Annotated in this window: 14 protein-coding genes; 4 read left to right on the forward strand and 10 right to left on the reverse strand. The window is 56.4% G+C overall.

The genetic code is table 11. The annotated features are described in order from the left end of the window. Positions 1–353: 353 nt before the first annotated feature. Positions 354–1,739, reverse strand: a complete 1,386-nt coding sequence (locus tag ACN0SC_RS09960; protein ID WP_417249531.1) for a PKD domain-containing protein — start codon at positions 1,737–1,739, stop codon at positions 354–356. Positions 1,740–1,895: 156 nt separating this feature from the next. On the opposite strand from ACN0SC_RS09960, the gene ACN0SC_RS09965 reads away from it, so the two are divergent. After that, on the forward strand, positions 1,896–2,525 hold the full coding sequence (locus tag ACN0SC_RS09965; protein WP_417249532.1) for a hypothetical protein: 630 nt from the start codon (positions 1,896–1,898) through the stop codon (positions 2,523–2,525). Between the two features lie 386 nt (positions 2,526–2,911). Here ACN0SC_RS09965 and ACN0SC_RS09970 read toward each other — a convergent pair whose 3' ends face one another. From ACN0SC_RS09970 to ACN0SC_RS10000, 7 genes are all read right to left on the reverse strand, one after another. Continuing rightward, positions 2,912–3,874: an ATP-binding protein gene (locus ACN0SC_RS09970; protein ID WP_417249533.1), complete on the reverse strand. Its 963-nt coding sequence runs from the start codon at positions 3,872–3,874 to the stop codon at positions 2,912–2,914. Further along, positions 3,871–6,225: a hypothetical protein gene (locus tag ACN0SC_RS09975; protein WP_417249534.1), complete on the reverse strand. Its 2,355-nt coding sequence runs from the start codon at positions 6,223–6,225 to the stop codon at positions 3,871–3,873. The genes ACN0SC_RS09970 and ACN0SC_RS09975 overlap by 4 nt, the downstream gene beginning before the upstream one ends. Then, positions 6,222–7,031, reverse strand: a complete 810-nt coding sequence (locus ACN0SC_RS09980; RefSeq protein ID WP_417249535.1) for a hypothetical protein — start codon at positions 7,029–7,031, stop codon at positions 6,222–6,224. Before ACN0SC_RS09980 ends, ACN0SC_RS09975 begins: the two co-directional genes overlap by 4 nt. A gap of 406 nt (positions 7,032–7,437) precedes the next feature. Further along, positions 7,438–7,983, reverse strand: a complete 546-nt coding sequence (locus ACN0SC_RS09985; RefSeq protein ID WP_417249536.1) for a transposase — start codon at positions 7,981–7,983, stop codon at positions 7,438–7,440. A gap of 170 nt (positions 7,984–8,153) precedes the next feature. Further along, positions 8,154–9,539 carry a multicopper oxidase family protein gene (locus tag ACN0SC_RS09990; RefSeq protein ID WP_417249537.1) on the reverse strand — a complete coding sequence of 462 codons (1,386 nt, stop codon included), beginning with the start codon at positions 9,537–9,539 and terminating at the stop codon, positions 8,154–8,156. Position 9,540: 1 nt separating this feature from the next. Beyond that, entirely contained in the window at positions 9,541–9,987 is a 447-nt protein-coding gene (locus tag ACN0SC_RS09995) for a c-type cytochrome (RefSeq protein ID WP_066599050.1), read from the reverse strand. 480 nt (positions 9,988–10,467) lie between these two features. After that, positions 10,468–10,869 carry a MerR family transcriptional regulator gene (locus tag ACN0SC_RS10000; protein ID WP_417249538.1) on the reverse strand — a complete coding sequence of 134 codons (402 nt, stop codon included), beginning with the start codon at positions 10,867–10,869 and terminating at the stop codon, positions 10,468–10,470. 269 nt (positions 10,870–11,138) lie between these two features. Between ACN0SC_RS10000 and ACN0SC_RS10005 the strand changes: the two genes are divergently transcribed. Next, positions 11,139–13,460 carry a heavy metal translocating P-type ATPase gene (locus tag ACN0SC_RS10005; protein WP_417249539.1) on the forward strand — a complete coding sequence of 774 codons (2,322 nt, stop codon included), beginning with the start codon at positions 11,139–11,141 and terminating at the stop codon, positions 13,458–13,460. A 789-nt stretch (positions 13,461–14,249) separates the two neighbouring features. Here ACN0SC_RS10005 and ACN0SC_RS10010 read toward each other — a convergent pair. Further along, entirely contained in the window at positions 14,250–14,693 is a 444-nt protein-coding gene (locus ACN0SC_RS10010; RefSeq protein ID WP_417249540.1) for a DUF6634 family protein, read from the reverse strand. A 594-nt stretch (positions 14,694–15,287) separates the two neighbouring features. Here ACN0SC_RS10010 and ACN0SC_RS10015 point away from each other — a divergent pair. Beyond that, positions 15,288–17,114 carry a TniQ family protein gene (locus ACN0SC_RS10015; RefSeq protein ID WP_417249541.1) on the forward strand — a complete coding sequence of 609 codons (1,827 nt, stop codon included), beginning with the start codon at positions 15,288–15,290 and terminating at the stop codon, positions 17,112–17,114. A gap of 150 nt (positions 17,115–17,264) precedes the next feature. On the opposite strand, the gene ACN0SC_RS10020 is transcribed toward ACN0SC_RS10015, so the two are convergent. Next, positions 17,265–19,532 carry an adenosylcobalamin-dependent ribonucleoside-diphosphate reductase gene (locus tag ACN0SC_RS10020; RefSeq protein WP_417249542.1) on the reverse strand — a complete coding sequence of 756 codons (2,268 nt, stop codon included), beginning with the start codon at positions 19,530–19,532 and terminating at the stop codon, positions 17,265–17,267. A gap of 128 nt (positions 19,533–19,660) precedes the next feature. On the opposite strand from ACN0SC_RS10020, the gene ACN0SC_RS10025 reads away from it, so the two are divergent. Continuing rightward, the gene (locus ACN0SC_RS10025) at positions 19,661–20,080 is read left to right on the forward strand and encodes a DUF1489 family protein (protein WP_417249543.1); all 420 of its coding nucleotides are present in this window, start codon (positions 19,661–19,663) and stop codon (positions 20,078–20,080) included. Positions 20,081–20,098 lie beyond the last annotated feature (18 nt).

The raw sequence follows: 20,098 nt of genomic DNA on the forward strand, positions 1-20,098 counted from the left end.
CGTCTCACGGCATCTTGACCCCCGATGAGGCCTATGCCAGCAAAACAGAACCGATGAGATTAGCAGCCTAATGTGAAACCCTGATCCACCTTAAATGGGCTGCAATATGGTCGAAAAAGCTGGACCACCTCTGTTCAACTTCAGTAGCGAGCCAAAAACCTTCAGCAAATGCTTAGGTATTGAACGGTTTTGTGGAAGCGTCAAATGGAGTGTTTTCTGAACGTTCCGAAAACGAGCGCTTCTGGCATTGGTGACCTGCAGCGCAGAGCGATCAACAGAAAAACGAGGCAATTTAACCCTCAGCGTGAAGTTACTGTTCTGTCACCCTGTACGAAGATCCGCGCGCTGGCGCATCACGGGCCGACCCATGTCAGATCATAGGTGCCAACGGCAACGCAGCGCTCGGAGCCGCCCAACAGATTGGCAATATTGGCCGACATGATGATTTCATGGTCCATGACCTCCTTGATCCGTGTCTCCGACAGGACTTCGGCTACCAGACCCACCTTCTGTTTCATGGCGTTGCCCGACTTTTCGGCGATCACAGTGTCCCAGGTGTTCATGCCGCGCTGTGTCCAGTCCAGTTTGTCGGCGTGTTTCATCAGGGGTTCAGGGTGGAACGGCTTGGCGAATGTCAGGCGCTCGCGCTTTTCATCGCCGAACATGCTGGCCATGGCCTTTTCGATGCCGCTGACAATCTTGGGGGCGCAGCCTTCGGTTTCGTGGTTGACGAGGCTGATTGCCCAGGTGCCGTCCTTGGGCTGGATCGGGCCGTCGTCCACGACGACGGCAATGCTGGCGCTGCCTTCGCGCACGCCTTCGCCGCCGACATGAACGGTCACGGTATAGGTGCCTTTGGCGGGGTAGACATGGCGCCCGATCTGGTCGCCATGTCCGCCCGCGCCGCCGAAATCCCATTCATAGGTCATGTTCGGCACCGACTCGTTCTGATACCCGGCCAGAAACCCGAATTCCTCATCCACCTTGGCGCCATACAGATGGGTCAGACGAATATCGCCGCAGCCATCGCCCGGCGACCCGAAATCAATACCGAGGTTCTGCATCGCATCCCGGAATGCCGGGACCAGCGCATCGTAATCGGCCAGCGACAGCTTGCCGCCGCTGCCCGTGGGATACCGTCCGACAGTCGAGCCGCCGGTAGACGATCTGCGCGCCATCAACAGTTTATCGGGACCGACATCAATATCGGACAGCCGCGCGTTGGCGAAATACTGATGGCGCGTCAGGCCATTAAGGGTTTCAGTGATGCGCTGGATCTCGAATGTCAGGATTTGCACCGGCTCGAACGTCTCGCGCGCCTGTTTGCGACATTGCGCGGGATGGGTGAAGCGCCACGCCTCGCTTGGCATCATATGGCCGTCCGGCCCGATGAACACATGCACCGATCGCAAATCGGCAGTATAGTCATTGCCGAAAACGTAGTCTTCTGGCGACAGGCCCACCTCGGCGGGGATGGCGGGCAGGATTTCCATGACGGCCTCCTGCGCCAGCGCGGGAATGATGTCGGATCCGTCGCCCTCCTGCGCCTGCGCCAAGGTCGTCAGAGACGCCAGCACAAACGCCATGGCAAGTGTCCGGGTCGGTTTGCGGTGTTGCTGCTTCATGGGATGCTCCTGTGATTCTGGCGGGTCGTGAGACCTTTTGCTCGGCGCGGGTTCCGCGACGTTTCTGGCGGGAGCAAAGACGCCGCCAGTGTGCCCCAGCGGCGGTGGCGGCATGCCCCCGTTGACGCGTCTTTTGCGGGGTTGATAGCATGGGCGCCGCCCCGTCGCCCCGTCCGTTTGGAGGGGCCGCGCAAATGAATGCGCACAGCTTGCAAAAGCGCGGTAAAACCCGCAGCAGCGGCCCTTCCGCATTGGACGGTCGCAGGAGGAGTGCTCACTCCGCGCCTGCCCTCTGTTCGTGAAGCAGGGACCAAAGCAATCTGGGACCCAGCTGATGGCGTCCGCTTTCTCGACAGTGTCTTCCTTGGCGCATCCCCGCTCCGCCAGGCCCAGCACGGGTGGGAACACATCTCGAAGTCGGCCGCACGTCTGATGCTTGGTCCGGAGGTCATCATCCGCGCCATCCAGGAAAAGCGTATCGTCAGGATCGGAAACCACGCCGACTTTGACGGCTATGCCGCTCTCTACGTCTATCACGACGAAGTCTGCTCGATATTGTCTCCGGAGCCCTCATTTAATCAGAGCATTGAGATGTTCGCGAAAACGGTCGGTATCGGGCAACCAATTCGTATGCGGCGTCTGATCCTGAATGGGCACACCCCTGCGACATGGATGCTGCACCCCAAGCTCAAGAAAAATCAGCTATTTATCACACCTGATGACGCTGATGCGTTTCACAGCCGCTTCTACACTCCACGGACCATGGCACAGGCCTACGGCAAGAGCTGGCAATCCATGACTGCAACCTTACGTGCGGCCGGTGTCGAAGCCTTCTCTCCGGACGGCGAGGACTACGGCAGCGTCTACGAACGCAAACACGTCGACGCTACATTCCCATAAACGACTGATAACAAAACACAATAAGAAAGGGCGACGCCATTGCGCCGCCCCTCATCGTTAACATTGGGCCAAGTCAAATGCCCATTTTGGAAATCTGTTGCGGTGATTCACGGAAATCGGTTGGGGTAATTCACAACAAAAACTGTGAATTACCTCATCCGATTTCCGCGGGATCAAATCCACCCATTGAAATCATTGGATAATTTTCACACCAATCACAGCAACACATTTCCGAGTCACCTGAACGCGTTTCCAAAACCGTGATTTTTCTTGAGATTCCATAACTTTAAGGAATTTCGCACATACACACAGATACAAAAAAAGCCCCGACTTCAACAAGTCGGGGCGCGATGAATTTAGGAAAATTTTTATGTGCTACGGAATACTCAACCGTCCAAGCCAGCCAACAACACCGACACGTCACAAAGGTGATAGTCTTCGCGAATGAACGGATTGTGGCCAGGAATGCACTGCGTCTTTTTTGCATAATGGTCTGCCAACGCATCAAGTCTCAAGAAACGTTCGTCATCCTCGATTGACGCGAACAAGCTAACCATAAACTTGAAAGCGCGACCAAAGTGATGCCCTGTCGCATAGCAAAGACGCCGGTAAGTTTCCTCATTGCGTACACCGTCGATGTTCACGCCTCGCACTGCCGCATAATTATAAAACGCCGTATCAATCTCGTGGAGATCCTCGTCGCAGTTTGGATCAAGCGAGCGCATGTTGTAAGCAGTCGCCAGGTTTCTCAATTGTGGATCCAAATTGACCTTCTCAAGGAGCTCGGGAATTCCGCTCAACACAACAACCACAGGCCAATCGGGATTCTTGATCAAAGTTTTGATCGAGTTGATCACCTTTCTTATGTTTTTTTCAACCAGTGTTTCGAACATGTGCTGGCATTCATCAATTGCGACAATCCACATTCCCTTATCGCGCAACTGTTGGCGAACACGTGTCCAGATTTCATGCTCGGTCTTTCTCGGGGACATGTCATAATCCACTTGCTCGAGAATCTTTATGCCAAGTGATTTCCAGGTGGTTTCCCCATCAAGAACGATCGACACTGCCTGAATCGCACGCCCACACTCCAAGCGCCTGTCCCCTGTTTGCAGACGCCAAAGGGCATGCCGGATCTCCCTGGTTTTACCTGAATTGCTCTCGCCGATGATCGTCAGGCAACTGGCCTCAAACGGCTCTTCTGACAAGACGCCAGAGTCGTAATCATCGACCGCCTCCTGAAACAAAGCATCGAGTTCCTCGGCACGCGACATGTGGAAATACATCTTCCGCAAACGTGCTTTCCTTTTGACGTAGGACATCCCATCCAGCGAATTCTCTTTGGTCATTTGAAACTTCCCCTTCCCTTCGGCGCACCAGAAAACGTCTTGCCCGGCGCCTTCGTCTTCCCTTTGCTCTTCTTGTTGGTCCCCGTGCCCACCGATTGCTGCGCGGCGCGGTCAGATCCGACATCTGGCGGCGCGGATGTGTCATTGGTGGGGGCGGTGGTGGCACATGGCTCCGCACCTTCTCCCTGGGGTTCCGAGGCTTCTTTATCAGCCCAGGAACGCTTTTCCGCCTCGATCATTTCGGGTGAGTAGATACCCTTGCCCTGACCACCAGACAGCAGAGTATCCATGTCGGCTGAGATTGCTTCTGCGGGATTTTTCTCGATCTGGAGGTGAACGCAGTGACTATTCTCAAACCATTCGAGCGTTTCCTCCTTCAGCTCTGTTGAGGGCAATCCGTGTGCCTCAATCCCGGATTGAATCTTTGCATCAAACCAATCCGCATGCTTTGCCAAAACAAATTCATAGAACTTCTTATCCTGGGGTTTCGTTGCCCGCATTTTTTCAATTGCGGCCATAAGCGTGCGGACAGTGTGATGTGCCAGATCTGGACGCTGATTTTCCAGGTAATAGGTTTCCCCTTCATGCAGGGCCGTCACTTCACGCATATCCGTCGGGTCAAGACGGATTTCGAGATCAACCCCCGCTTCCCATAGTTTCTTCGGAAACTGGCTTTGCTCCCCGAACGGAACACCAAGAATGCGGACACCCTCTTTCGTCAATTTCCGTGAGAGCTTCAAACCGGTAGCCCTGCGTCGCACACGCACGCTCGGTGCCCCGACCGCCCCATATTTCATGGCATCTTGCCATTGATCCACAGGACGCTTTCCCATGAGGCCCATATGCTCTTGAAGAGGATAGTAGTCGACACAGAACCTCACCAGCAGGTGGCGAAAAACATCAGCATCGAAGGCGGCCATGCCTTCTTTGTCATATGCGATCAGGCAGTCAGGTGAGTACCCTGTCTTGCCGGGAAGTTCGTCAGCAAACATCATCCGCAGCGTCCGGAAAAACCTTTCGACAAAGGGTTTGTCCATGGGCACCCCGGTGCGCCCGTAGATGTAAGACCCGCCCAACGCGACAATTGCCGCTTGCACTTCAGCGTCGAAAAACTCGTTGCCCGTATCAACGACCACCGTTCCAATGCCGGTCGCCTGGCTCCAAGCCATACTACAGCCTGCGAGTTGGCTATACTGGCTTTTGTCGCGCGTCGTCATGTCCAGCACTTCAATGACGGTGCGGACATTCGCTGTCTCAGCCACGCCAACTCCGAGAATCATCCGAGTCGCTACATCAATGGCCGCACAGACCCAAAGGCGTTGTGCTTTCTTCTTATTCTTATTCTTTTTCTTTGTCTTTTTGTTATTCTCCTTCTGCTCGAGCTTTTCCTGGAGATCGGGCGAAAGAAGGCCCCAAAAGTCACTCTTCTGGCGCAGCGTGAATACATCACCATGCCAGAAGTCGAGCTCAATCAATTCGCCTGGCTTCAGGGCGCGCACCCCATGCTGCGTTGGCGAGAATTCTTTCATCGCCTCTTGAATACCCTCGCGCCCAACAACCAATTCAAACTTCGTGAACTGAGCAAGACGACGATAGATGGTGTTACGGTGAGGACACGTGAGGGGCGGCCGCCCATTCGACATCCGCTCGGCAGATTCCCTCCGGAACGCCTGTCTGACAGTTCTTTCAATTGATGCTTTCGACGGCTGAGCAGTTGAACAGTACTTTTTGCAGATCCGATCCAGCAACAAGCTGGCCTCAGCAGACATTCTGGGTGTCGTCTTGTTCCCACTTGCCTTCTTGTTCAACAGCGCCTCTGGCGACGGGCGCAGCTGGCCGAAATACATCGTGCAGAACTGGCTCACGCGTTTCGGGCTCCAGGTCTTTGCATGAAACGCGCCATTGCGATCCGTCCCGCGTTTCAAAAGGCGCTGACGGCGAAAAGCGTCAGACTGGATCGCATCAAAGTGTCTGGTGATATTGGTTTCCGTTTGACGGGCACCTTGCAGAACTTTCTGTGAAGCGAGACACCACGCCTCTTTCATCTGGGCTTCGTAGCGCTCTTTATCGGTCGCAGTCTCCCAAGCCGAGATTGAAGCGCGCTTCTGCGCAGCAAGCGCCGCCTCTTCTGGCCCGTCGCTCCCGAAGGTTTCGTCAACGACTGTATCCAGTCGCCCCATGATTTCGCGGACTTTGGCATGCTCAAGGACGAAGTGCTGAGCCGTCTGCTGCTCCAGCGCACGGTCCCATACGATCAAGCCGTCCCGACAGAATCCGGACACCACAAGTGCATGGCCCTCAAAGCTGATCAAAGTCCCTTGTGGAAAATGAAATGTCGGAAGCACACTCATTCTGATCTCCCCACGACTGTCGGGTAGTCAATCAGGCGTCTCTTGTCGGCAACGAGGCGGAAGTCGGCGATGGCGCGAAGTACGGCGTCAAACATGCGCCCTTGTTCAGCCTTGGCGCGATGTCCCGCCCCACGGATTACAAGCTCTTCAATCGTGAATTTTGGCTTGTCGATAATATTCTCAAGAACCTCCATCAGACGAGCGTCTGCTTCAGGGTCCGGGAACCTCTTTGCCAAAAAGATCCTTTCGTTGTTGCCACGCATTTGTGGCGATAAGCTTGCTTCTGAAATGACAGCAAACCCACAGCCCTCCGGGAGCCGCAACCGGATCTGCTCACAAATCAATGCCTGCTTGGCGCGCACGAGACTGTCGCCATTCTTCACATAAAGGTAAGTTTTCTGACCATTTCGCAGGGTCAGCAGAAAATCGAGAAAATTGGATCCGACGTCATCAACTTTTTGCTCGAACCCAAAGTGCCGAGGCTGACACTTCAAGCCAAAGGTATTGGGATGAATCAAGGCACTGATGGCCACCGCACGCTCCAAGCCAGACTCGAAGCCAACAACGCGAGACAGATTGGCGTCCTCTTCTGTTCTCCCGACAAGCGCTCCCGTCTTTGCGGAGTCGGAGCGATGGACGACCTTACGAATTCCGTCATAGGGTAGAAGTTGATCGAGGTTTTCATAGCCCAGTTCTACGGAACGGCTCTTCTCAAGCGCACCTGCCATCTCCGCCACAGATGCGTAGGCCGGGATCGCGGGATCCGGCACAACATCGATGGTGTATGATTGAAAAGGTGCAGACATAGTTTCTCCGTTCGCGCACTAGCTCAGCCGCGGTGTTTAAAGTTTTCTTTCGTGTTAAACTCGGGGCTCCCGAGCTGGTTGAGACCCTTCGCTATTCAATCAAAAATGAAGAGTCGAGTCGTTTTTTTCTGCAATATCAAAATCTTACGCTGAAAAACAGATCATCTACTGTTTTCGCAAAACCTTTGAATTGCCATTTGGGCATCATTGTCGCACCGCGTATGCAAACTTTGTCTGACCGGCTTGGACTGAGGTCCAATGATCAAAGCTGCGAAGTGCTATCCCAAAACTGTAATTTCCTTTCTATCGTGCCTCGTTCAATTGGCCAAATATGCGGAAATTTTCAGTTGCATAGAAAATCGGGCTATTTCTTTGGAAAAAGGGGGCTACTTTATTCAGAGGCCCTTTAAAAACGCTTTTGGCGCCCCACGTTGTCTTCGAGCGAAGAAAAATGCGCCTGCGTCCCTGGCTCAATGGCTTCAGGAAAATCAAACTTCCGGTCAGAAATGCACTGGCCCAAAATGCCGCCATCTTCCTTTAGAAGTTCTTTCGTTACCGCTTTTCTTAAGCGAATAGCCGTGCGCCGCGACACGTTGAGCCGCATCGTGACGGCGTTAATAGAAAAGCTGATTGAGAGCTTTTTCGCGTCATGTGCTTTGATCGCGATTTCCGCGCATTGAAACCATTTCATCAGCGGCAGATTACTGCGCTCAAACACTGTCCCGTAGCGCGCAGAAAACTGACACTGGCAATTCTTGCAGTAGTAAAAGTCCCGATCAGCCAGATATGACAACCGGTCACTCTCGCAAGCATGACATGTAACACCCGTCGGGAACCGAACAGCAACCAGCCTTCGCAAACAGTCCGCCTCGGTTTTAAAAGTCTTGGCTATGCCATTGGCAGGCAACGCCAAACAAAGTGACTTCCAGTGGGTTTCGGCGAGGTCATCCATTCGAAGACAATGACAGGCACAAGTGGTAGTGGCTAGATGAAAGTCTCAAGCAGTGAACTTGCGTCGCCATCCGGCAGCCACGGGCTGACAAGCTGCTTGTTTTGTTTGGAAGGGCGGAGAGCGGTCATTCGCTGCATATTTTGCGAATGTCCGCTTCCACCGACATCACCCTAAGCAACCTCGATCCATGTTGTCATTCCAGTCGCCGCGTGGCCGAGCATATGGCAATGGAACAGCCATTTTCCGGGATTGTTCGCAACAAAGGCGATTTCCGTGGTTTCAGCGGGAAGGCTCAGGAGCGTGTCCCGCATCGGCCCTTGCTTGCCGTTCGTGATCTCACGAAAGTGCTGCCCATGCAGGTGCATCGCATGCGGAAAAATGGTGTCGTTGGTGAGTTTGAGCCGGACGTGTTCTCCCAAGGAAAGACGTGCAAAGGGGGCTTCGTCCATCCCGGCGACACCCGCGAGGGTCCAGTACATGCCGCCAGAGACCATCTCTCGAAACCCCATCATTTGCCCGTTCATCCGTCCCATCGGCATATTGCCCATGGCACCGCCCTCCATGTGCATTTCAAGCTGGGTCGCGTGCGCAAGATCGACAGGTTCCATCCCCGGATTGGGTGGCAGAGGTGCCGGGGCTGTGTCCCGAATTGCTTTGATGCCTGACAGATCGAACCCGACCTGCGCGCGCCATTGCTCGTCGTCGTCGAACCGCAGGATCATGGCCTCTTCGCTCTCGGCGGCGGTCACATCGATAATGAGATCGACGCGCTGCGCAGGGGCGAGAACGATTTCGCTATCGACAGGCTCCGGGGTCGCAAAAGGCATCCCGTCGAGCGCAACCGTCCAGCCCGTGAGCCCTTGGAGTTTGAGGCCAAAAATCCGCGCATTGGCCGCATTGATCAGCCGCAGGCGCAGACGTTCCCCGCGGCGCGCCGAAAGACGATAGCCGTAGCGTCCATTGGTGCCAATTAGATTGCCGTAGCGCCCCGCGTGGCTGCGATCCATCGGGAAATCGAAATCCGGGTCGATCTGAGCCGTCTCAGGGTCGAGCCGCCAGTCGTCGAGCATCAGAACCTCGTCCCGATCCACATCGGGCGCATTCACCTCGTCAATAATCAGCGGCCCATAAAGACCTCGTGCGACTTGCTCCATCGAGTTGATGTGCGCGTGATACCAATAGGTGCCCGCATCGGGCACGGCGAAATCATAGGTGAACCGCGCCTTCGGCAGCACCGCTTCTTGGGTCAGCCCCGCAACACCGTCCATCGCATTGTCGATGCGAATGCCGTGCCAGTGGACCGAGGTCGGCACTGGCAGGTCGTTGACCAATTCCCGAGCGATCCGTTCGCCTTGTTTGGCGCGGATCATTGGGCCGGGGAACTGACTGCCATAGCTATAGACCTCGGTCACGGGATAGCCGTCCGGCGCGATCTGGGTATGTGCGAACTGAGCGGTCAACGCCGCTGGTGAGGCAGCGAAACTGACGCACGGCATCAGGCCCAAAGCGCCCGTTCCGGCAAAGAAATGGCGACGGGACATCAATAAATCGGTCATGTCAGTTGATCCCGTTGGCGCGCTGCAACTCGCGAACATAGGAGATGATTGCTTTGACATCGCCCTGTGTGACGCCCTCTTGCGGAGGCATGTTGCCAAATCGCCAGTGATGGGCCTGCACCCCGCGCTGTGCAGCCATCAGAAAGGACATGTCGCCATGGTGCGAGGGCTCATAGATTTTATGGACCAAGGGTGGTCCGAACCCTTCCTTGCCCGCAGCGTTCTCACCATGGCAGGCCGCGCAGACGCTGTCGAAGGCGCGTTTGCCGATCTGCGCATTTGCAGAGAGAGTGTCAGGTAGCGCGACGGCGACAATCGAATCGCCTTGGGCTGGACGCGAGGATGAGGCGAGCGGCGTAGTCGCGGGCGTGGGTTCAGGTTTGAAGAAGACATAGGCCGCAAGCGCCACGATGGCGGCACCGGCTAAGGGCAGGATCAATTTGTTCATGATGTTTCCGTATCGGATCAAAACGCAAAGGCGCGTCAAAAAGAATGGGTTCAGGTGAAAGTGAACCCGATACGGGGAGGCGGAAGATCGAGGGACGGTGCGCGCGCTATGATCTTGGCGGCAGGCAAGGGCGGGAACCCGAGCGGTTGGAGCTCACGCCTCACTTCGTGTTCAAGGCTCAACTCCGGTGTGAACAGCATACAGATCGCGCCATGGGGACAAGGAATATCCAAAGACGCCGAACCTGAGGTCCTATTGGCACAGTCGGGGCACATTTCATGATGATGCGCGGCGTTCTCAGCCGTTTGTATTGCTCCCGACACCTCAGCCCCAGTTGTCCCATGCGTCATCCCTGCGCGAGGCGCAGAGAAGAGGGTCAGAAACCCAATAAGCAAGATGGTGACGAGGCGGAACAAACAGGTTCTCCGAAACTTTGGTTGTGGCTTTGGCTGCCGATAATGGCGCGCGGCAGGCTCGGGGTCAACGGGAGGCTGAAGCGGACGCACTTAGCCCATCAAGGATCGCGCAATCGGGGGCCTCATTGCCATGACATTTCGAAACCAGTTCAGTGAGGCGCGCCTCCAAAGCTTTAAGATTGGCAATTTTCTCGCGAACCGAGACAAGGTTCTGCTGAGCCAGGTCCCGCACATCGCGACTATGCCGGGTTGGGTCCGCCTCCAGAGCAAGCAATGTGCGGCACTCTTCAAGAGAAAACCCCATCAACCGCGCCTGTGCCAGCAATCGCAACTGTGCGATCTGGGGTGCGTCGAAATCACGATAGCCATTCGCTGCCCGATCCGGAGACACAAGGCCGATGTCTTCGTAATAGCGGATCGTTTTGACGGGCAAACCGGTTTCGGTTGAAGCATGTCCGATGTTCATCACAATCTCCTTTGTTCTTTTTATAAACCCTCCACCAACTGGAGGGTAAAGTCACATCGATGTGACCCTTGGATTTTTGGGCGCTCCAAGAGGCGGACGTCTCGAGAATTTGAAATCACACCTCTTTGCTCCAGATCTGTCTCATGAGCTCGGTATTTTTCGGCGTCTGAGGTGCTCGGAAAAACCGGAAACGCCCACTTGACCCTCCAGTTACTGGCGGCTCTATCTGAAAAGGCGAGGTCAAAATCCAGAACGATCAGGAGTGAACCATGACAGCGCACGACCATCATACGCACGACCAACACCATACAGCATCTGATGTAATCCGCGATCCTGTCTGTGGCATGTCGGTGGACCGCGCCAGCGCGGCGCATATGTCCAAGCTCGATGGGGAGCGGTTCTACTTCTGCTCCGCGAGCTGTCAGGAGAAATTCGAGAAAAGCCCGGAGCATTATCTTGGCGCCCGCCCTAAGGCAAAAGCCATGCCGGAGGGGACTAAATATACCTGCCCGATGCACCCGGAGATCATCGAGGACCATCCCGGAGACTGCCCGAAATGCGGCATGGCCTTGGAGCCGATGACGCCTTCTGCGGATAGTGGGCCGAATCCGGAGTTTGTCGATTTCAAACGCCGCTTCTGGATCATGGCACCGCTCGCCGCCGCCGTCTTCGTCTTGGAGATGGGCAGCCATGTTGGCTTGCCCTTTGCCGAGTGGGTCGGGCATAAGCCGTTTCTCTGGCTTCAGTTCGCACTCGCCACGCCGGTTCTGTGGTTTGCGCGGCCATTCTTCATCCGGGGTTGGAAATCCGTGGTGAATGTCTCTCCTAATATGTGGACGCTGATCGCACTTGGCACGCTCTCGGCCTATCTGTTTTCGCTCGTGGGGCTTTTGGCCCCGTCGGTTTTCCCCTCGGAAATGTTGAATGACCATGGTTTGCCGCCCGTCTATTTCGAAGCCTCAGCGGTCATTCTCGTGCTGGTCCTGATTGGTCAACTGATGGAGCTGACCGCGCGCGAACGGACCGGGGATGCGATCCGGGCGTTGATGGATCTGGCGCCGAAAACCGCGCGGCTTGTCACGAAAGACGGCGAGAAAGACGTGCCGCTTGATGAGGTGCAAAACGGTGATCGGCTCCGCGTGCGTCCGGGGGAAAGCGTTCCGGTCGATGGTGCGATTGTCGGCGGGCGCTCCTCCGTTGACGAAAGTATGATCACCGGCGAGCCGGTCCCGGTGGAGAAATCGCAGGGCGATGCAGTGACTGGTGGCACGCTGAATAAATCCGGCTCTTTTGTGATGGAGGCGCAGGCCGTCGGATCCGAAACGACCCTGTCGCGCATCGTAGCCATGGTCGCACAAGCTCAACGCTCACGTGCGCCCATTCAGGGCCTCGCGGACCGTGTGTCGCTATATTTCGTACCCGCTGTCGTGGTGACTTCCATTGTCGCCTTCCTTGTCTGGCTCTTTGTCGGGCCAAGCCCGGCTCTGGGCTATGCAACGGTCGCGGCAGTCTCTGTCCTGATCATCGCGTGTCCTTGTGCGCTTGGTCTTGCAACGCCGATGTCGATCATGGTCGGCACGGGGCGCGGCGCGCAGACGGGTGTGTTGATCCGCGATGCCGAGGCGCTGGAACGCTTTGCCAAGGTCGACACGCTGATCGTGGACAAAACCGGCACACTGACGGAAGGCAAACCGTCGCTCACCGATGTCATCGCGAAAGACATTTCGGAAGAGGACCTGAAATCCTACGCCGCCGCCCTTGAGCGTGGCTCGGAACACCCTCTTGCCGAGGCCATCCTCGACGGCACAAAAGAGGCTCCCAACCGTGATGCGACCGGCTTTGAAGCGATCACAGGTAAGGGTGTGATTGCAACCATCGAAGGCGTGCAAGTCGCTTTGGGGAATGCGGCGCTTATGAAGGGCCAAGGTGCAGAGCCGGGCACCTTGAGCGAAGATCTGGAACGCCTGCAATCCGAGGGCAAAACCGCCATGTATCTCGCCAAAGACGGCGCGGTCGTCGGCATCCTCGCCGTGGCCGACCGGATCAAGGAGACGACGCCCGAGGCGATCAAGGCCTTGCACGCGGAAGGACTTCGGATCGTCATGGCCACGGGCGACAGCAAACGCACGGCCGAGGCCGTGGCAAAACAGCTCGGCATCGTCGAGGTACGCGCAGAGGTGTCGCCCGAAGACAAAGCCGCGCTGGTCGAAGAGTTACGCAAAGCAGGCGCGCGAATTGCGATGGCCGGGGATGGCGTCAACGATGCCCTTGCGCTGGCGGCCGCCGATGTCGGCATTGCCATGGGCACCGGCGCAGATGTCGCAGTGGAAAGTGCGGGGCTCACGCTTGTGAAAGGCGATCTGACGGGCATTCTCAGAGCCCGCCGCCTGGCCGAAGCCGTGATGCTCAACATCCGGCAGAACCTGTTTTTTGCCTTTGCCTACAACACGGCGGGCGTGCCGGTTGCGGCGGGGATCCTCTATCCGGTCTTCGGCGTGTTACTCTCGCCCGTGATTGCAGCCTTGGCGATGAGTTTCAGCTCCGTGTCGGTGATCGCGAATGCGCTCAGGCTTCGGAGCGCCAAGCTTTGAAGAGAAAAGCCTCGGTAGGTCTCTAATTCTGTTCCAAGCAACATTGAACAGCCGGCAAACGAAGCTTTGTTTCTATAGAGAACGCTCATAGTCGTGTATGTGCTGCGATGCGCACGAATGTCGGAGTTCGGCTGGCACCCGAAAAGGGCTGGCACCGGTCATTCAAAATGCCTGCCGTGAATGGCAACTCTGGGCCGTTAGCACCCCGCTCCACTATCACTTCTCAAGCCCACAGCACACCGCACTAGCGCAATCGTTGGGATGGCAGCTGCGCAAGCACGCGATAAAGAGCCTCGACATCTTCGACGAGTTCAGATTGCATAGATGCAAAATCCCCAAGCCACTTACCAATGGAGGCAGCATTGGCAATCATTCGGTGCAAAGACCACCCCCCGAAAGGTAGGACACGGACTTACCAACGCGCTGTTGAGCCGGTTGGCCATCCAGAGAGCGCCTTGGTCTGCGGTTCGAAACACTGCGAGGCCAGCGGGTTGATCTGGCTCGAAACTCATGAAGCATTGGACTACGCAGTTGGACGCCGGATATTTGACGCTTTCAGCGGGTCTGCAATGAAAATGCGGGCACGCTAGATTCGATCGTTTCTGGACGGAAGATCCGCTACGGACTCTAAGTTCGCGGTATTCAATCACTGCTGCAAATGACCGCAACGGGCCATTTCATGCAAACGGCACCAAAGGGGGGTAAGCCTTTTTACCCACCCGTTGGCTGGCTACTTCCGCGGACGCATTTTTGAAACCGCAACACCTCTAGCCTTCTTTCTCCGACATTTCAGTCCTTGCCCCCGCCGTCACACTCCATACGTTCCCGCCAAGCCGCCAATAGCTCGCCAAGAAGTGACATATCATCAAATGGCCGATACCCAGGCACGTCGAACTGCACAAACCCAGGAGTTGCTTTTTCTATTCTGAGGTCTTTGGCTATGATTGCCTCATAATCTGAAAATGGATTGCCCAGAGCATACCAACGCGACACCGTGCGCGCCCATCCCTTGTCGGGGTCAATCGCGACGAGCTGGGAGGTCGAAACCCAGCCTTCCTTTATTTTCGGGTGCCCCGAAGCAATCCCCCACAGAATGGGCGCGCCTTGAAAAGAAATATAGGGTCGCCAGTAGTTCAAAACTGGCGCTGCGGCGAGGTCGGTGTCCGTGGGCCCAACATCGGCAGCATTGGCGGCGGAACGTATTTTTTGAACCCAGGCGTCTCTATTGTTCATGGTAGGCAAACTCCAATGTGTCGAATTGTGTGATTAAGGGCTAAGCGGAAGAGCAGAGAGTCACCTCAGTGCCCGCGACTGATGATCAGTGCTGCAAGGGCTGGACATCGCCACACAAAATCAGAACGCAAAGGGAACATTTGAGTTCAGAAGCTGGAGGTCAACACTTGTTTGGCAGCCCGAAATTTCCGAGCTTATTTTTCGCACACAGGCTTTCCCAGACAGGAGTGGGAAATGCCGATCTTTCGAGTCGTTTTTCGCAAGCCCATTTTGGGAAAGTTTTTTCGGATTCACCCAAAGCCACCCTCTTCCACAGCCTCCAATATTGCAAAAGCAGTGGTTTTTGTGGGCGCTCCTCTCGTTTCGATTCGGATGCACACGTTGAGGAGGATCACCTCTGCGAGGTCGACCAAAATCCGGACAGCCAGAGCCAGAGTTGCGCTTTACGCCGAAACGGCACAAGATAATCCTAAACAAGAGAGAGTGCCGAATGCTGTGTCCTCTCGCCCCGCGAGAACTTCATCTGCAAAAGGAAAAGAATGAGACTGGCCGACCCACCGACCCACCGTTGGCAGCGGAAAACATCTTAATTTCATGCCAAGCTCAATCCCCCCAAGGCGCCGTGAAACCATCGCGTCGTTCGTCTCGAGAACCGCGGCGGCGTCCCATGTCGATGCCGCCACGTTTGCATCCGACAAGGAGGCGTCTTTTCAAGCGCTGATCGCGGGGTCTTCAAAGGCGGTTGATGCTTTGAAGGATTTCAACTGCCACATTCCGTCTGACGTTGTTGAATGGTCCCCATCATCTGACGGAGTGACAGGGCGCCAACGCCTGTTCCGTGGACACATATTCCCGTCAAAAGTATTGCAACTCTCCGAAATGCGCGGATGCCCGGAGTGCCTTCTGCGCGACCTTGAAGATCACGCAGACCCTAAAACAAGCATGGCGATGCGCGGACACTGGTTGGTGCCGCATGTCACCTTGTGCCTTGAGCATCATCATCCCATTGTGCCGCTCTGGAAAGAGAGCAAGCCCTTACTCCGCTTTGATTCAGCGCCTCACCTCGCCTCTTTGGCTCCTGACATCATGGCGGGAAAGCTGACCCGTGAGTCACGTGAGCCAACGGGCTTTGAGACATGGCTGGATGATCGTCTTGAAGGTCGCGATACTGGCACTTGGCTCGATCAGTTTAGTCTCCATGCCGCCTGCAACTATTGCCTGTTGCTCGGGACGTCGTTGCTGCGGCACTTTACCTCTGCTCCATCTGCGGTCCCTGACGAAGAGAAGTGGTTTATCTATGACCTGGGATTTATGGTCGCGCGTCATGGTGAGGAAGAGATCAGAAAGGCTTTGAACGACTTGCAGGGATTGCCAGGCGGACCGCATGACGGTCCTCGAAAGATCTTCCCGAAGATGTATGACCGTCTTGCCTACGACTACATCGATGATCCCGATTACGAGGCCTTTCGGCATATCCTGCGGACGCACATGGTCGAGACCTGGCCCCTGAATGTCGGCGACGAATTACTTGGCGAGCCCGTTGTCGAGAGGCGGCTCCACTCGGTGAGGACCGCTGCACGTGCCACGGGCATAGATCAACGACGTCTGAGAAAAATCCTCGCTGCCGAAGGTGTCGTTTCAGAAGACGGTTTGCCCGACGCTTGGGAAGTCTTTGACGCAAAGCGCGCTGACACGATCCTGAAAGCCGCAAGCACGTTGGTCACAGCCAAGGACTTCGCCGAAGGGATCGGCGCGACACGTTCACAATTTGATCTGCTAGTCGCAGGAAGCGTGCTCACGCCGCGCCTGCCCTCTGTTCGTGAAGCAGGGACCAAGGCAATCTGGGACCCGGCTGATGGTGTCCGCTTTCTCGACAGTGTCTTCCTTGGTGCATCTCCGCTCCGCCAGGCCCAGCACGGTTGGGAGCACATCTCGAAGTCGGCCGCGCGCCTGATGGTTGGCACAGAGGTCATCATCCGCGCCATCCAGGAAAAGCGTATCGTCAGGATCGGAAACCACGCCGACTTTGACGGCTATGCCGCCCTCTACGTCTATCACGACGAAGTCTGCTCGGTATTGTCTCCGGAGCCCTCATTTAACCAGAGCATTGAGATGTTCGCGAAAACAGTCGGTATCGGGCAACCTGTTCGTATGCGGCGTCTGGTCTTGAATGGGCACACGCCTGCAACATGGATGATGCACCCGAAGCTCAAGAAAGATCAGCTCTTCATCACCCCTGATGACGCTGATGCGTTCCATAAACGCTTCTACACACCGCGAACAATGGCACAGGCCTACGGCAAGAGCTGGCAATCCATGACTGCAACCTTGCGTGTAGCCGGCATCAAGGCCTTCTCTCCGGACGGTGAGGACTACGGCAGCGTCTACGAACGCAAACACGTCGACGCCACATTCCAATAACCCACTGACAATAAATCAAAATAAGAAAGGGCGGCGCTATTGCGCCACCCTTCTTCGTTAACATTGGGCCAAGTCAAATGCCCATTCTGGAAATCTGTTGCGGTGATTCACGGAAATCGGTTGGGGTAATTCACAACAACTAAAGCCCCATCACCCGCACTTTGAGTGGCCACAGCTCATGCAGGTCATGCAGCCTTCGACCATTTGCAGGTCATATTGACCGCAGGACGGGCAGGCTTTGCCGCGGGGTTTCTCTCCCACGGCCATGACCTCTGCACTGGGATCGGATTTGAGGCCCATGCCTTCACCTTCGATGAAACCCGTCTCGATCAGGTGGCGTTCGATTACGCCGCCGATGGCAGCGAGAATGGAGGGGACGTATTTGCCGCCCATCCATGCACCGCCGCGCGGGTCGAACACAGCTTTGAGTTCTTCGACAACAAAGGACACATCGCCCCCTCGACGGAACACCGCCGAGATCATCCGCGTGAGCGCGACGGTCCATGCGAAATGCTCCATATTCTTGGAGTTGATGAAGATCTCGAACGGGCGGCGGTGGCCGCCGTGGATCGTGTCGTTGATGGTGATGTAGATCGCGTGCTCGCTGTCAGGCCATTTGACCTTATAGGTCGCACCCTCAAGCGTCTGGGGACGTTCCAGCGGCTCGGAGAGGTAGACTACTTCGGCGCCTTCATCGCTTTCGGGCGTCGTCTCGGAACTTTCCGAAACGGACAGAACCGAACCTGTCACATCGTTCGGACGGTAGGTGGTGCAGCCCTTACAGCCCGTATCATAGGCTTCCATATAGACCTCTTTGAAGTCTTCGAAGCTGATGTCTTCGGGGCAGTTGATGGTCTTTGAAATTGAGCTATCGACCCACTTCTGCGCCGCCGCCTGCATCCTTACGTGATCGAGCGGAGCAAGGGTCTGCGCGTTAACGAAATGCTCGGGCAGCTCGGCATCCTCACCGAATTTCTCACGGTAGAGTTTGACGGCGTAATCGACCACTTCCTCTTCCGTGCGCGACCCGTCTTTCTGGAGCACCTTGCGGGTGTAGGAGTAAGCAAAGACAGGCTCGATCCCTGACGAGACATTGCCCGCGTAGAGCGAAATCGTGCCCGTCGGCGCGATGGAGGTCAGCAGAGCGTTGCGGATACCGTGCTCGGCGATGGCCGCGCGCACGTCCTCGTCCATCTCGGCCAGCGATCCGCTTTGCAGGTATTTCTCCGCGTCAAAGAGCGGGAACGGCCCCTTCTCTTTCGCCAGTTCGACCGAGGCGAGATAGGAAGCACGGGCGATGGATTTGAACCACTTCTCGGCGGTCGCGGCGGCCTCTTTCGAGCCATAACGCTGACCGATCATCAAAAGCGCATCGGCCAGACCCGTCACACCCAGACCAATGCGGCGCTTGGCCTGCGCCTCTTGCGCTTGGGCCTCCAGCGGGAACTGCGAGGCATCCACCACGTTGTCCATCATGCGCACAGCGGTTGCCACGAGTTCGGAAAGCGCATCCTCATCGAGCCGCGCTCCCTTCTCGAAAGGAGCCTCGACCAAACGCGCGAGGTTGATCGAACCCAGCAAACAGGCCCCATAGGGCGGCAAGGGCTGCTCGCCACAGGGGTTGGTCGCGGCAATCTGCTCGACGTAGTTGAGGTTGTTCATCTTGTTGATGCGGTCGATGAAGATGACACCAGGCTCAGCATAGTCATAGGTGCCGCGCATGATCTTGTTCCAAAGATCGCGCGCCTGAACCGTGTGATAGACCTTACCGCCAAATTTCAACTCCCACGGGCCATCGGCTTTCACCGCTTCCATGAAAGGATCGGTGACAAGAACCGAGAGGTTGAACATGCGCAGACGTGCGGCGTCCTGCTTTGCCTCGATGAAGTTCTCGATATCGGGGTGGTCGCAGCGCATCGTGGCCATCATCGCCCCGCGGCGAGAGCCCGCCGACATGATCGTGCGGCACATCGCGTCCCAGACATCCATGAAGGAAAGCGGCCCCGAGGCATCGGCGGCCACGCCCATCACATCCGCACCTTTGGGACGGATGGTCGAGAAGTCGTAGCCAATGCCACCACCCTGCTGCATGGTCAGCGCGGCTTCCTTGAGCATGTCGAAAATACCGCCCATGCTGTCGGGAATCGTGCCCATCACGAAGCAGTTGAAAAGCGTCACCGAGCGGCCTGTGCCTGCACCCGCCAAAATCCGGCCCGCAGGCAGGTATTTGAAATCCGAGAGCGCGCTGTAGAACTTTTCTTCCCACACCTCCGGCTCGGCCTCGACGGACGCCAAAGACCGCGCCACGCGGCGCCAGCTGTCCTCAACGGTCAGGTCAAGCGGCTGTCCGCCCGCTTCCTTGAAACGGTATTTCATATCCCAAATCTGTTCAGCGATAGGGGCGTCAAAACGGGTCATTGGCAGTGGTCCGATTCATGTCGAAGTGTTGATGTGAGCAGCGGGGTCTAACGCGTGCAGGCGGCAATGGCAACTTGCGCTCGCGCACAAATTCCATATCCTCGCCCACTACACCTTGGGGGTACACTTTGGCAGATCACGTCAATCTTGTGAAGCTTTGCGTCGGCATTGACAGCGTCGATCAACTCGCGCGCCATATAAAGGCGCATGGCGGCCCAACCACGCATCACACCACCCGCATGTGGCCCAAGCAGGAAGCCGCCCTCCTGGCGGGCGGATCACTCTACTGGGTTATCAAGGGCAGCATTCAGGCGCGGCAGAAAATCGTCGGGCTGGAAGAAGTGTTCGGCGCGGATGGCGTGCGACGCTGTGCAATCATCCTCGACGCGAAACTACACCGCACCACCACCGCGCCCCGTCGGCCATTTCAGGGATGGCGCTATCTCAAGCCCGCCGACGCCCCCGCCGATCTGCCCGAAGGGCGTGAAGCGGAGGAGGAACTGCCACAGGATCTCGCCCAAACACTGGCCGAAATCGGTGTGCTCTAGGCGGGCGCCGCTTTCGGC

Origin of the sequence: Celeribacter sp., from assembly GCF_048261515.1 — a bacterium.
Taxonomy (GTDB): Bacteria; Pseudomonadota; Alphaproteobacteria; order Rhodobacterales; family Rhodobacteraceae; genus Celeribacter.